Raw genomic sequence first — 13,962 nt, forward strand, 5'->3', positions numbered from 1 at the left:
CCCGCCCCTGCCCCAGCGCCCGCCCCCGCCCCCGTCGGGAAGGGGACGGCGGACGCCGGCGCCGGGAGCACCCTTATCAGGAACGACGGCACACCGGCCAGGAGCGAGCGGGCGCCCTCCCGAACCGACGCCGGGTACGGCGCGCCCGCGGTGCCGCGCATCGGCCCCGACGCGCTGCGCAAGCTCCGCAGGCTGGCCGCCTCCGCGCAGGACGGCTCGGGGGAGCGCCGGGTCGCGGCACGGGCCGTGGGCCAGCCCGGCCTGGCGGAGCCCGGAACGCCCGCGCGCGACGAGCGCGGCGCCGCTCCGGGAGGCGAGGAGACGCTCCGCCTGCCGCAGAAGGTCTGGTCCTCGGCCGAGGCCCCGGAGCCGGACCCCGCGACAGCGGCCCACCGCGCCGATCCGGTCGGCGTCGCCCGTCCGGAGGTGGAAGTCGCCGAGGCGGAGCGAGCCGCCGAGGCGGCGGCCCTCGCGGCCGACAAGGCCGCCGAGGTGGAAAAGGCTTCCGAACCGGAAAAGGCTTCCGAACCGGAAAGGGCCGCCGAGGCGGCCGTGGCCGCTCCGGCGGAGGTCCCGCCCGCCGAACAGCTCGCACACGACCGGCCCCGGCACGCCCGGCCCGATTCCCCGCAGGGGGAGGAGCGCGAGGCCGCGCCCGAGGCGGCGAGACACGCGCGGCCGGATTCGGCCCCGGAGGAGGATTCGGCCCCGGAGGAGGCGGGTGCGTCCGCGCCCGAGCCGCCGCGGCCCGCCGAGGCGGAAGCGGCCGAGGAGCCGGGACGGATCGACCCCGGCCACCCGGACGTCGCCGCCGTGCCGTCGCACGTCCAGCCATCGCTTGCGGAGCGGCCCGTCCGAGATGCGGACGTGGCGCGCCCGGCAGCCGAGGCCGTCCACCCGGCCGACGGGGAGACCGGCGGGACTCCGCCGGTCCGCCCGCTTCGCGAGGTCGCGAGCGCCGCTGCGACCTCGACGGAGGAGCCGGCCCGCGAGGTCGTACGTCCGCTGCCGCGGGTCCCCCTGGAGGAGACGCGGCCGGGACGGCCGGCACACGAGCCGGTGGCGGAGACCCCGAGGCAGGGCGGAGCCGCAGAGAACGCCGGGGAAGCCGTCCCGCCGGTACGCGAGCCGGTCCACGAACCCACTGGGCAGCCGGCCCACGAACCCACCGGGCGGCCGGTCCAGCCCGCCGACCCGCCCGCGGTGCCCGTCTCGATCCGCGCCGCCGCGCCGGGCGACGAGCCGAAGGTGCGCCGGGTCGAGTCGGTCGTCGGCCGGGACACCTCCGGAGGGTGGCGCAGGATCGCTCAGGTCGTCGTGGGCGGCGGCGGAGGCCGTACCGACGGCATGGAGATCGACGTGGCGCGGGCCCGCACCGTGCTCACCGGGAGCAGGCGGATCCTGGTCCTCGGCTGCACCGGCGGCGCGGGACAGACGACGACGACCGTCATGCTCGGTCACACCTTCGCCAAACACCGCGACGACCGGATCGTCGCGCTCGACGCGAGCACCGGCGAGCACACCCTCACCACCCGCATCGCGGCGGAGTCACCCGAGACGCTCAGCTCCCTGCTCGCCGGATCGGGAGGGGTGAGCGGCTACCTCGGGATGCGCGCGTACACGACCCGGTGCGACTCGGGGCTGGAGGTCGTCGGCGCGGACGCCGACGCCGGTGCCGTTCAGCGGCTGGAGAGCGGGTGGCCGCGGATGCTCGCCGCGCTGGACCGCCACTACCGGCTGATCGTCGTGGACCCGGCCGCGGCGCTGGCCGCGCGGCTCCTGCCGTACGCGGACCAGCTGGTGCTGGTGGCGCCGGCCAGCGAGGACGCGCCCGACGCGGTGGCCATGACGTACGAGTGGCTGGACGGGCACGGCTGCTCGGACCTGCGGCGCCGGGCCGTCATGGTGGTCAACGGCGTGAGCAGGCGCAGCGCCTCCGACGTGGAGCAGGCCGAGGCGGTGGCCAGGGGACGCTGCCGGGCGATCGTCCGCATCCCCTGGGAGGACGAGCTCTCCCGGCAGGGGCCGGTCGATCCGGCCCGGCTCCGGCCGGGGGGCCGCAGGGCGTACGTGGCCCTCGCGGGAGTGATCGCGAGCGGCCTGGCGGCGAACCAGCACAAGCAGGAGGTGGCCAGGTGAGCGGTCCGCGGAGTGAGCGGGAAGGGGTGAGCGACCGATGAACACGGAGCGAACCCCGGCTCGCGAGCGGCGTGGCGCGCGAGGCAGGAGCGGTCCGCGGAGTGGGTGGGGAGTGGTGAGCGACAAGTGAACACCGGGCGGGCCCGGCACGGCGAGCTGAGCGATACTCCGGGAACGGGCGGCCCTCGGGGGCGGCGAAGAGTGGTGAGCGACCGGTGACCAGGACGCGCAGCCGGCTCGCGGTGCGGTACTTCGACGATCGAGTCCTGCTCACCGACACCGCGGCATGGGCGTATTTCCGGCTTCCGACGGTGAGCTACGAGTTCGTCACCCCGGAGGAGCGCGAGGCGCTGGCCACGAACATCACCATCGCGCTCGCGGCGATCAGAATGCCCGACGCGGAGGTCCACCTGCGGATCGCGCACCGGACCTATCCGGCGGCGGAGTGGGCGATGGCCCTGAACGCCACCTCGGACGAGGGGCCGGGCTGGCGCGACTACCTGGAGGAGATGTACCGGCACGTCTGGGCGAAGGACTTCTGGAGCAAGGAGATCTATCTCGGTGTGCGGCTTGGCCGGCGAGGGGCCCAGCTCGGCACCGGGGTGCTGGCCCAGTTGTTCGGCTTCTACCAGCGCAGCGAGAAGGCGCTCGGCATCGAGGACGACCACGTGCCCGAGCGCGAGATCGAGCGGTGGACCGAGCAGGCCGAGCGGCTCGGGCGCGCGCTCGCCTCCAGCTCCCTCTACGCCAGGCACGCCAACTCGACGGAGGTCGCCTGGTTGTTCCAGCACGCGGTGTCGGGCGCGCTCGGCGACCCGCCGCCGTCCGCGGCGCCGCGCCGCAGGTGGGGCAAGGGCGAGATCGAGTCCCTGGTCGAGGGCCAGATCCACAACGGCCGCTCGCTGCTGCGGATCGAGCAGCCGACGGGCGACTCGTTCACCGCGCACCTGTCGTTCGCGCGGTTCCCCGACCTGATGCCGTTCCCGGACGGCGAGCCGTGGATGCACTTCGCCGACCAGCTGCCGTTCCCGGTGGAGACCTCCAGCAGGATGCGGCTGATCTCTCCGGTGATGGCGAGCAAGGACGTGGCCAGGAAGCTGGCCCACGCCCGCGACATGGACATCCACATCCGTGAGGCGGGCGCGGAGGCCCCGCTCGCGCTGGCCGAGCAGATCGACGCCGCCCGGATGCTCGAACACGGCATCACCAAGGAGCGGCTGCCCTTCGTGTACGGCTGGCACCGGCTGAGCGTGAGCGCCCCCACGGAGGAGATCTGCGTCCAGCGGGTCGAGGCGATCGTCGAGCACTACCGCGACCTCGGCATCGACGTGGTGAACTCCACCGGCGACCAGTTTTCGCTCTTCTGTGAGGCGCTGCCCGGCGAGAAGGTGCGGGTCAACGCGTACGCGCAGCGCCAGCCGCTGCGGACGATCGCGGGCGGCATGGCGACCGCGACGGTCGATCTCGGCGACCGGGTGGACGAGTCGGGAGCGGGCTGGCACGGGCCGTACATCGGGGAGACGCTGGGGCGGGCGCGCAGCATCGTCCAGTTCGACCCGCTGGTCGCGGCGACCCGGAACCGCCCGACGGCCATCGCGATCACCGGCGAGCCGGGCGGCGGCAAGACGACGCTGGCGCTGCTGCTGATGTACCAGATGGCGCTGCGCGGCGTCACGGTCGCGGTCATCGACCCGAAGGGCGACGCCGAGTCGCTGGTGCGCCTGTTGGAGGACCGCGGCCGCCAGGCGCGGATCATCCCCCTCGGGGCGGCGGCGCCCGGCCTGCTCGACCCGTTCTCCTTCGGCGACGACATCGCGGCGAAGAAGACGATGGCGACGGAGACGCTCCGGCTGCTGCTGCCGCGCATGTCCGAGGAGCGCGAGTCGGCGATGATCCAGGCGGTCGCGGCGATCTCGAACCAGCCGGACCCGTCGCTGGGCAAGGTTGTCGACCATCTGGAGCGCTCCGAGGACCCGGCCTCGAAGAACCTCGGGGCCGTGCTGCGGTCGATGTCCGAGATGCACCTGGCGCAGCTCTGCTTCGACCCCTCGGGCGGCGACCAGATCGACACCGAGGGCTGGACGACGGTCTTCACCCTGGACGGGCTGACCCTCCCCGACGTGGCGACGCCCCGCGACGACTACTCGTACGAGCAGCGGCTCTCAGTGGCCCTGCTGTACCTGGTCTCGCAGTTCGCCCGGCGGTTGATGAACGGCCTGGACCGGCGCACGCCGAAGGCCATCTTCCTGGACGAGGCGTGGGCGATCACCTCCACGCCCGAGGGGGCCAAGCTGGTGCCCGAGGTGTCGCGGATGGGCCGATCCCGCAACACGGCGCTCGTCCTGGTCTCACAGAACGCCGGTGACCTGCTGAACGAGCAGGTCACCAACTGTCTCTCGTCGGTGTTCGCGTTCCGCTCCACGGAGCGGGTGGAGGTCGAACACGTGATGGAACTTCTCGGGGTCGAGCCGTCGGAGGAGCACAAGGCGGTGCTGCGGTCCCTGGGCAACGGAGAGTGCGTTTTCCGGGATCTGGACGGGCGGGCGGGGCGGATAGGGGTGGACCTTATCTCCGATGAGCTGCTCCGCTGGCTGGATACGAATCCGACCCACGACAAACCGCACGAGAAAAGGCATGATCTTCTTGGCGGGGGCGCCGACAAGCAGGGGGTCGCGCAGGAGGTGCGGTCTTGAGAACGCGGGTGAACGGTCGCGCTCGCTCTGGTCGTAGACGCAGGGTCGCCCTGCTCCTTGTGGTCGTCGCGGCGTTCCTGACGCTGCCCCTGGTGCTGTCCGGCACCGCCAGCGCGGCGGGCGTGTGCGACCTCTCGCCCGCCCTCGCCCCCGAGATCGTCGACGGCGGCGTGGACGGCCTGGTCAAGCCGCCACCGCCGGACAGCGCCGCCACCGCGGCCGGCGGCGCCGAGGGGACCGGCACCGAGTCGACGGGCGGCGTGACCGGCACCGGCGCGGGCGCCGCCCCCGCCGAGCAGGCCGCCCTCACCAACTACGGCCGGTACGGCATGGCCGGCCAGTTCTGGCACACGTACGACCTGGGCTGCTCCGATGTGACGGCCGTGCTGGGCAACTCCTGGGCGAACGCGATCTTCTCCTGGGCCAAGGCGATCGACCGGCTGACGATCAGCACCTACCAGGCGGCGGCCTCCGAGGGCCCGATCCAGCCCATCAAGAACGTGGTCGACGACATCGTCACCAACCTCGCCAACGCCATGTACTGGCCGTACCTGCGGCCGATCGTCATCCTCGGCGCGATCTGGCTCGCGTGGTACGGACTCATCCGCAAGCGGGCGACGACCACCACCGAGGGCGTCATCTGGATGGTCATCGCGGTGGTCGCGGCGGTGTGGTTCTTCAGCCGCCCCGGCGACTTCACCGGGCTCGGCAAGGTGGTGACCGACAAGACCGGTGAGATCGTCAACTCGGCCTTCTCCGGGTTGCCGGGGGCGGGGGGCGCGTCCTGCCTGCCCGCCAAGGAGGGCGGCGACGCCGAGACCACGGCCGGCGGGTACGCCCAGCCGGGCACGCCGGGAGTGGACCAGAATGCCGACGCGCTCTGGTCCACACTTGTTTGCAAGCCCTGGCTGATGGGCGAGTTCGGCACCGCGGACCCGGACGCCCCGGTGGTGAAGACGTTCGGCGCCAAGCTGCTCAATATCCAGGCGATCGACCGTGCGGAGCAGGTGGCCCGGCAGATGCCCGGCACCGACGCCCACCAGAAGCGCTTCGAGGAGGAGGTCGCCAAGCCGCTGCAGACCACCTCGATGTACTTCCTCTTCCAGGGGAAGGACTGGACCAGTCGGCTCGGCATCGCGATCGGCGCGTTCGTCGCGGCGATGGTCGCGGGCCTGCTGATCTTCCTGGTGGCCGTGTCCCTGCTGGCCCTCAAGATCGGCTTCCTGCTGCTGCTGATCCTCGGGCCGGTGTTCCTGTTGATCGGCGTCCATCCCGGCACGGGGCGGATCATCGCCATGCGCTGGGTGGAGATGGTCGTCGGCACGCTGCTCCGCCAGGCCGTGCTGGCGCTGGTGCTCGGCGTGCTCGTGTACGGCTACGCGCTGATCATCTCGACCAGCCTGCCGTGGGGCATGCAGATCCTGTTCATGGCCTTGATGACGATCGCGGTGTTCTTCTACCGGCGGCCGTTCCAGCACCTGTTCTCCTCGATGGACGGGCACACGTTCACCACGCGGATGCTCGGCGAGGCGGCCAGCGCGCCGACCCTCTCCCGCGCCGCGAACGCGTTGCCGCCGGTGGCGGCGAGCCGCGTCGGACGGTGGGGCCTGCGCAAGGCCGAGCCGATCATCGGCGCCGCCGCGATGGCGACCGGCGCGGGCACGGCGGCGGCGGTGGCCACCTCCTCGGTCGCGCAGGGCAGGGTACGCGGCGAGGAGGGTGCGCCCGGGACGATCCCGGCCGGGGTCCGGGCCGGGGCGCAGCCGGCGCCGCTGGAGACCGACGCGTCCGGCCCCGGGCGGCGCAAGACCACCACGATCCCGCGCCAGGGGTCGGCCCCACCGCTCAACCTTTCCGGCGTACGGCCCGCCACGCCCACGCGCGCGCCGTCCGGCTCGGGCTCGTCGGCCGGGTCGGGTTCCGGATCGGGCTCGGGTGGCGGTTCCGGCGGCGGCTGGTTCAGCGGCCGCTCGGGCGGCTGGGCGTCGCGCCCGTCCCGTAACGGTTCGGGGGGCCGCAGGTCGCTGTGGTCCGGCTCGTCGGGTGGCTCGTCCTCGCGCGGCGGCTCCGGCGGGTCGAGCCGATCGGGTGGATCGGGTGGATCGAGCCGGTCGAGCGGCTCGGCGCCCCGATCCGGCTCCGGCGGACGGTCGTCGGGAGGGAGCATCTTCGGCGGCGGTTCGGGCTCCGGCGGCTCGCGTTCCTCCGACGCGCCCCCGCTGTGGCTGTCCAGCCGCGGCGAGAGCGGACGCAACCCCGGTGACGCGCCCGGTCCCTTCTGGGCGAGGCCCTCCGGCTCCGACAAGGAGTGACCATGAAGGGAAGGGACGGCCGGCGGGGGCTGGCCTTCGCCGGGGTCGTGGTCATCCTCGCCGTCGTCGGCGTCTATCTCACGTCGTCCGGGTCGTCGGGCGACGAGGCGTCCGAGCGGCCGCCGGGCACGTCCGAGCCGACCAGAACGCCGTTGCCCGGGGCCGCCCCGACCACGGCGCCGAGCCAGGTCGCCACCACGCCCGCGACCTTCGACATCTACTCCTACCTGCCGCTGTCGAAGGCCGAGCTGGGCGCGGCGGCCGATCTCGCCCGCCGGTTCACCGAGTCGTACGGGACGTTCCGGCACGACGAGGACCCGGCGGCGTTCGCGAAACGGCTCGCGGGGTTCGCGACGGTCGAGTTCGGCGCGGACCTGACCCGCACGATGACCGCGCCCGCACTGGTGAACCACAACCGGTCCGACGAGGTGGTGTCGCGCGGCACGGCGACCGTGCGCTCCATCCGCGACATGACGGCCAACATGGTCACGCTCGTGGTCGGCTCGGTCCAGCACGTCACCGCGAAGAGCGGCGAGAAGGAGCAGCGGGACGAGTTCGCGGTGACGGTCGTCAAGGTCGGCGCCGACTGGAGGGTGTACGACCTGCAGCCCGCGGACGCCGGCCAGGACGGGGACACGTCGCAGTGATACCGTCCAAGGCCCTTGCGGGGAGGTTCTCCTGGCGCGGGCTGGCCGTCGCCCTCGCGGTCCTCGTCCCGTTCACGCTCTTCGGGTCGATCATGCTGATGACGCCCTCGCCGTCCATGCTCATCGGCGGGGGACTGGGCGGGGCGGACTGCGCCGAGGCCGCGACCGCCACCGACCTGTCCGAGTCGGCGCGCGAGGACATCCCCGCCGACTACCTGGAGCTGTACAAGAAGTTCGGCGCGCAGATCGGCGTGCAGTGGAACGTGCTCGCGGCGGTGGGCAAGCGGGAGACCGACCACGGCAGGTCCTCGCTCCCCGGCGTGAAGGACGGCACCAACTACGCCGGAGCCGCCGGCCCCATGCAGTTCCTGATCAGCACGTGGGGCGGCAAGTCCAGGATCAAGATGGGCACCGACTACAACGGGTACGCCTCGGACGGCGACGGCGACGGGTACGGCGACGTCTACGATCCCGCCGACGCGATCCTGGCCGCGGCCAAGATGCTCAAGCGCAACGGCGCCCCCGACGACCTCAGGCGGGCCATCTTCGTCTACAACCGCGCCGACTGGTACGTCGACCAGGTCCTGGCCATCGCCAAGCGGTACGCCGCCACGGGCGGGATCGACACGCCGAACCCCGCCTGCGACTTCGCCGAGGACGCCCCCGACGGCGTGGTGCAGAAGATCCTCGAGTACGCCCTAGCGCAGCGCGGCAAGCCGTACCGGTGGGGTGGGACCGGTCCGGACGCGTTCGACTGCTCCGGGATCATCTACATGGCCTACCGCAACGCGGGCCTGACGATCCCGCGCACGACCTTCGGCCAGTGGCCCTTCGGCCTACGGATCGAGCCGGGCAGCGAGCAGCCGGGCGACCTGGTGTTCTTCAACGCGGGACCGGGCACCGGGCCGGACCGGCCGGGACACGTCGGCATGATCGTCTCGCCCGGGAAGATGATCGAGGCCCGTTGCACCAGATGCGGCCCCATCAAAGTCACGACATATGCGGATCGCGGGAATGTGGTCGGGTTCACCCGTCCCCTCCAGAACGCGGATGTGCTGGAGCAATTGAAAAGCGCCGCTCTAACGTAAGGGGCATGGAGACCATCGTCGTCGGGGCAGCGATCATCGAGAACGGCCGACTCCTGGCCGCCCAGCGGGCCGACCCGCCCGAGCTGAAGGGTGGCTGGGAGTTCCCCGGAGGGAAGGTCGATCCCGGCGAGAGTGACCACGACGCGCTGGTCCGCGAATGCGCCGAGGAGCTCGGCGTCAAAATCGCGGTCGGGCGCCGGGTCGGCGGCGAATGGCCCCTGTCCAGCGGCTCGGTGCTGCGGGTATGGGTCGCCACCATCGTGTCCGGCGTGCCCGAGCCCCTGGAGCATCTCGCGCTGCGGTGGCTGGGTCAGGAGGAGCTTTACGACGTTCCATGGCTGCCGGGCGACCTGCCGATTGTCCGGGCGGTCCAGGGTTTGCTCAATGGTTCTTCGTGAGTTGTCTTTACTGTTCCTTTTGTCTGCGTAGAATTCCGCTTTAAGAAAGCGCGGGAAGGCGACGGAGGCGGCAGTGAGCGGAAGCGCACGACTGAGGGCCGCCTTCTCTGCCCTGATCATCACGATTTCGGTGCTGGTCGCGGTCCCGGTCATCGCCGCCGCGGCGGACGACGACCGGGTCGAGCCGTGCGAAGCCGGCCAGGTGTGCCAGCCCGAGGTCACGGTGACGATCACCGAGACGCCCGACGGCGCCTCCCCGAGCGAGACGGGCAGCCCGGTGGTGACGCAGACGGTCACCGTGACGCCGACCCCGAGCACGACGCCCACCCACACGCCCACTCCGTCGCCGACACCGAACACGGTCGAGAGCACGACGGCCGAGCCGATCCCCGACGTCGTGGAGACGACGCAGGAGCCGCAGCAGGAGGAGCAGAAGCCGGAGGAGAATCCGCAGATCTCCCTGCCGGAGGCGTCGGACAACCCCGCCGAAGTGGTGGCGCCGCCGACCGACTTCGGCGACCCGGCCCCGCAGGACGCGGCGTACGAGCTGCGCAACGCGACGCCGGAGTTCGACCAGGTCACGCTGAGCCACAAGCTGGCCATCCCGGCGGCGCTGCTCGTGCTGATCGCCCTGTTCGGCTGGCTCATCTTCGAGGGCCGGCTGCGGCGGATGGCGCACGCGACGGCGGCGCGCAAGGGCGGCCCGGCGGCCGGGGCGGTGCCCGTGCCGGGAGCGGCGTACGCGCCGATGGTCGGCCTCGTGCCCGTCCCGGTGGCGTACCCGCCGGCCTACGGCTACCCCTACGCCGCCGAGCACCCGTACGGATATCCGCATCCGCAGCAGGGCTACCCGCAGGGATACGCGCCCCAGCAGGCGTACGGCGCCCACCCGGCCTACGGGATGCCCCATGGGTACGGCGTGGCCCCGGGGTACGGCGTACCCGGGCAGCAGGCAGACGCCTGGAGCCTCGCCGTGAACGAGGCGGACCCGGCGGCGGCGCCCCGCCCGGACGTTCCGGGGAGCCCCGCTCCTGGCGCGCCCGAAGCCGGCGGAACCCCGGGCACCCCCGGCCAGACCGGCTGACCGTTCCGTTCTCCCCGACGACGGTCCTCGGGGAGACCCGTGAAAACGGCTTCCGGGGAGGCCCGTGAAAAGGGAACGGCCGCCCGCGCCCGAGGCGCGGACGGCCGCACATGGCTCCAGGGAGCCCGTTCAGCCCCTTCTCAGCTGGACCGCCGGAAGATCTTGTTACCCAGCCAGACCAGCGGGTCGTACTTCCGGTCGACCACGCGCTCCTTCATCGGGATCAGCGCGTTGTCGGTGATCTTGATGTGCTCGGGGCAGACCTCGGTGCAGCACTTGGTGATGTTGCAGTAACCGAGGCCGTGGTCCTCCTGCGCGGACTCCTTGCGGTCGGCCGTGTCGTACGGGTGCATGTCCAGCTCGGCGATCCGCATGAGGAAGCGCGGGCCGGCGAAGGCCGGCTTGTTCTCCTCGTGGTCGCGGATGACGTGGCAGACGTTGTTGCACATGAAGCACTCGATGCACTTGCGGAACTCCTGGGACCGCTCGACATCGATCTGCTGCATCCGGTATTCGCCGGGCTCGACGTCCTTCGGCGGGGTGAACGACGGGATCTCGCGCGCCTTCTGGTAGTTGAACGAGACGTCGGTCACCAGGTCCTTGATGACGGGGAACGTCCGCATCGGGGTGACCGTGATGGTCTCGGTCTCCTCGAAGGTGGACATCCGGGTCATACAGCCGAGCCGTGGCCTGCCGTTGATCTCCATCGAGCAGGAGCCGCACTTGCCCGCCTTGCAGTTCCAGCGGACCGCGAGATCGGGAGCCTGCGTCGCCTGCAGCCGGTGGATGACGTCAAGGACGACCTCGCCCTCGTTCACCTCGACGGTGAAGTCCTCCAGGCGGCCCTCGCCGCCCTCGCCGCGCCAGACGCGGAACTTGGCCTTGTAACCCATCACGACTCCTTGACCGCGTCGTACTTCGCCAGCTCGTCCCCGGTGAGGTACTTGCTGAGCTCCTCCCGGTCGAACAGGACCAGCAGGTCAGCGCGCATCGACGGCTGGATCCGCTCCTCGACGTCCACGGTGGCGCCGTCCGGCGTCGCCGAGCAGACCAGGAGTTTGCGCCGCCACTCGGGCGACATCTTCGGGTAGTCGTCCCTGGTGTGCCCGCCCCGGCTCTCCTCGCGCAGGAGCGCGGCCCGCGCCACGCACTCGCTGACGAGCAGCATGTTGCGCAGGTCGAGGGCGAGGTGCCAGCCGGGGTTGTAGATCCGGCCGCCCGGGGACGCGGTGTGGTTCGACCGCTCCTTGAGCTTCTCGACGGCGTCCAGCGCCTCGGAGACCTCCTCGGTCTTGCGGATGATGCCGACGAGGTCGTTCATCGTCCGCTGCAGCTCGTGGTGGACCTCGTAGGGGTTCTCGCCGCCCGACCGCTCCAGCGGCGCGAGCGCCTCGGCCCGCGCGTCCTGGACCGCCGTCTCGGACACGGCGGGCCGCCGTGCCAGGCCGTTCACGTACTCGGCCGCGCCGGCGCCGGCCCGGCGGCCGAACACCAGCAGGTCGGACAGCGAGTTGCCGCCGAGACGGTTGGAGCCGTGCATGCCGCCGGAGACCTCGCCCGCCGCGAACAGTCCCGGCACGGAGGCGGCGCCGGTGTCGGCGTCCACCTCGACGCCGCCCATGATGTAGTGGCATGTCGGGCCGACCTGCATGGGCTCCTTGGTGATGTCGACGTCCGCCAGCTCCTTGAACTGGTGGTGCATCGACGGCAGCCGCTTGGTGATCTCGTCGGCCGGCAGCCGGGTGGAGACGTCGAGGAAGACGCCGCCCTGCGGCGAGCCGCGGCCCGCCTTCACCTCGGCGTTGATGGCCCGGGCGACCTCGTCACGCGGCAGCAGCTCCGGCGGCCGGCGGTTGTTCGCCTGGTCGGTGTACCAGCGGTCGCCCTCTTCCTCCGTCGTGGCGTACTTGTCCTTGAACACGTCCGGCACGTAGTCGAACATGAAGCGCCGACCCTCGGAGTTGCGCAGCACGCCGCCGTCTCCGCGTACGGACTCGGTGACGAGGATGCCGCGCACCGACGGAGGCCAGACCATCCCGGTCGGGTGGAACTGGATGAACTCCATGTTGATCAGCTTCGCGCCCGCGAGCAGGGCGAGCGCGTGGCCGTCGCCCGTGTACTCCCAGGAGTTGGACGTGACGACGTAGGACTTGCCGATGCCGCCGGTGGCCAGCACGACGGCCGGGGCGTCGAAGACGATGAACTTGCCCGTCTCGCGCCAGTAGCCGAAGGCCCCGGAGACGTCCTCGCCGTCCTTGAGCAGGCGGGTGACCGTGCACTCGGCGAAGACCTTGATGTACGCCTCAGGGTCGCCGTGCAGCTTCTCGTCCTCCTGCTGGAGTGCGACGACGCGCTGCTGCAGGGTGCGGATGAGTTCGAGGCCGGTGCGGTCGCCGACGTGGGCGAGACGCGGGTACTCGTGGCCGCCGAAGTTCCGCTGGCTGATCTTGCCGTCCTTGGTGCGGTCGAACAGCGCGCCCCACGCCTCCAGCTCCCAGACGCGGTCCGGGGCCTCCTTGGCGTGCAGCTCGGCCATCCGCCAGTTGTTCAGGAACTTGCCGCCGCGCATGGTGTCGCGGAAGTGAACCATCCAGTTGTCGTCGGGGTTGACGTTCCCCATCGCGGCCGCCGCGCCGCCCTCGGCCATGACGGTGTGCGCCTTGCCGAAGAGCGACTTGCAGACGATGGCGGTGCGCTTGCCCTGCTGCCGCGCCTCGATCGCCGCGCGGAGCCCGGCGCCTCCCGCGCCGATGACGACGACGTCGTATTCGTGACGCTCGATTTCCACTGTGATCCCTCGTTATGCGAACGGGAAGTTGATGATGCCCTTGGCGACCAGCCGGACGTAGAGGTCGGCGATCATGACCGAGAACATCGACGCCCAGGCGAATTGCTGGTGCTTGGCGTTGAGTTTCGACACGAAGGTCCACGCCTTGTACCTGATCGGGTGCTTGGAGAAGTGGTTCAGCCGGCCTGCCGTGATGTGCCGGCAGGAATGGCAGCCGAAGGTGTAGGCGAGAATCAGGATCGCGTTGACGAGAAGGATGATCGTTCCCAGCCCCACGTGTCCCCAGTTGCCGTCTTTATCCCGGAACGAGAGAACCGCGTCATAAGTCAGGATTAGACCGATGATGACGGCGAAGTAGAAGAAGTAGCGGTGGATGTTCTGGATGATCAGCGGCAGGCGGGTCTCGCCGGTGTACTTGCCGTGCGGCTCGGCCACGGAGCAGGCGGGCGGCGACAGCCAGAACGAGCGGTAGTAGGACTTGCGGTAGTAGTAGCAGGTGAGACGGAAGCCCGCGGGCAGTCCGAGGATCAGCAATCCCGGCGGCCAGGTGTACCAGTCGCCGATGGGCGCCAAGCCGAACAGGCGTGCCCCTTCGGGGCAGGCCGTCGCCAGGCAGGGAGAGGCGAAGGGCGCGATGTACGGCTCCGCCAGGTAGCTCTGGTCGAAGATCGCCCAGAACCCGTAAACAAGGAATGTCATCAGTCCGGTGAATGTCAGCGCCGGCGCCAGCCACCATCGGTCGGTGCGCAGAGTGCGTACCTTGATCTGGGCGCGTTGCTTTCTGGCCGAGTTTTCGGCCGTTGTCTGGGTCAT

General features: G+C 71.2%; 10 protein-coding genes. 7 read left to right on the forward strand and 3 right to left on the reverse strand.

The features are described 5' to 3' along the window. The 7 genes from AWQ71_RS42695 to AWQ71_RS20475 all read left to right on the forward strand — a co-directional run. On the forward strand, nucleotides 1-2,139 hold a 2,139-nt coding region (locus AWQ71_RS42695), incomplete at its 5' end, for a MinD/ParA family ATP-binding protein (protein ID WP_500778565.1). Between the two features lie 215 nt (nucleotides 2,140-2,354). Continuing rightward, nucleotides 2,355-4,832 carry an ATP-binding protein gene (locus AWQ71_RS20450; RefSeq protein WP_067135501.1) on the forward strand — a complete coding sequence of 826 codons (2,478 nt, stop codon included), beginning with the start codon at nucleotides 2,355-2,357 and terminating at the stop codon, nucleotides 4,830-4,832. Next, nucleotides 4,829-7,144: a type IV secretion system protein gene (locus AWQ71_RS20455; protein ID WP_067135502.1), complete on the forward strand. Its 2,316-nt coding sequence runs from the start codon at nucleotides 4,829-4,831 to the stop codon at nucleotides 7,142-7,144. The genes AWQ71_RS20450 and AWQ71_RS20455 overlap by 4 nt, the downstream gene beginning before the upstream one ends. 2 nt (nucleotides 7,145-7,146) lie before the next feature. After that, nucleotides 7,147-7,791 carry a hypothetical protein gene (locus AWQ71_RS20460; protein WP_067135504.1) on the forward strand — a complete coding sequence of 215 codons (645 nt, stop codon included), beginning with the start codon at nucleotides 7,147-7,149 and terminating at the stop codon, nucleotides 7,789-7,791. Beyond that, nucleotides 7,788-8,879, forward strand: a complete 1,092-nt coding sequence (locus tag AWQ71_RS20465) for a C40 family peptidase (RefSeq protein WP_245658385.1) — start codon at nucleotides 7,788-7,790, stop codon at nucleotides 8,877-8,879. Before AWQ71_RS20460 ends, AWQ71_RS20465 begins: the two co-directional genes overlap by 4 nt. Nucleotides 8,880-8,884: 5 nt before the next feature. Then, nucleotides 8,885-9,277, forward strand: a complete 393-nt coding sequence (locus AWQ71_RS20470; RefSeq protein ID WP_067135506.1) for a (deoxy)nucleoside triphosphate pyrophosphohydrolase — start codon at nucleotides 8,885-8,887, stop codon at nucleotides 9,275-9,277. 73 nt (nucleotides 9,278-9,350) lie between these two features. After that, on the forward strand, nucleotides 9,351-10,361 hold the full coding sequence (locus AWQ71_RS20475; protein ID WP_067135508.1) for a hypothetical protein: 1,011 nt from the start codon (nucleotides 9,351-9,353) through the stop codon (nucleotides 10,359-10,361). A gap of 140 nt (nucleotides 10,362-10,501) precedes the next feature. Here AWQ71_RS20475 and AWQ71_RS20480 read toward each other — a convergent pair whose 3' ends face one another. The 3 genes from AWQ71_RS20480 to sdhC are packed head-to-tail and all read right to left on the reverse strand — an operon-like array spanning nucleotide 10,502 to nucleotide 13,962. Further along, nucleotides 10,502-11,254, reverse strand: coding sequence for a succinate dehydrogenase/fumarate reductase iron-sulfur subunit (locus tag AWQ71_RS20480; protein ID WP_067135510.1), 753 nt, complete (start codon nucleotides 11,252-11,254; stop codon nucleotides 10,502-10,504). Continuing rightward, the gene (locus AWQ71_RS20485; RefSeq protein WP_067135512.1) at nucleotides 11,254-13,149 is read right to left on the reverse strand and encodes a fumarate reductase/succinate dehydrogenase flavoprotein subunit; all 1,896 of its coding nucleotides are present in this window, start codon (nucleotides 13,147-13,149) and stop codon (nucleotides 11,254-11,256) included. Before AWQ71_RS20485 ends, AWQ71_RS20480 begins: the two co-directional genes overlap by 1 nt. Nucleotides 13,150-13,161: 12 nt before the next feature. Then, nucleotides 13,162-13,962, reverse strand: coding sequence for a succinate dehydrogenase subunit SdhC (gene sdhC, locus AWQ71_RS20490; protein ID WP_067135514.1), 801 nt, complete (start codon nucleotides 13,960-13,962; stop codon nucleotides 13,162-13,164).

The organism is Microtetraspora malaysiensis (assembly GCF_001528665.1).
Lineage (GTDB): Bacteria > Actinomycetota > Actinomycetes > Streptosporangiales > Streptosporangiaceae > Microtetraspora_A > Microtetraspora_A malaysiensis.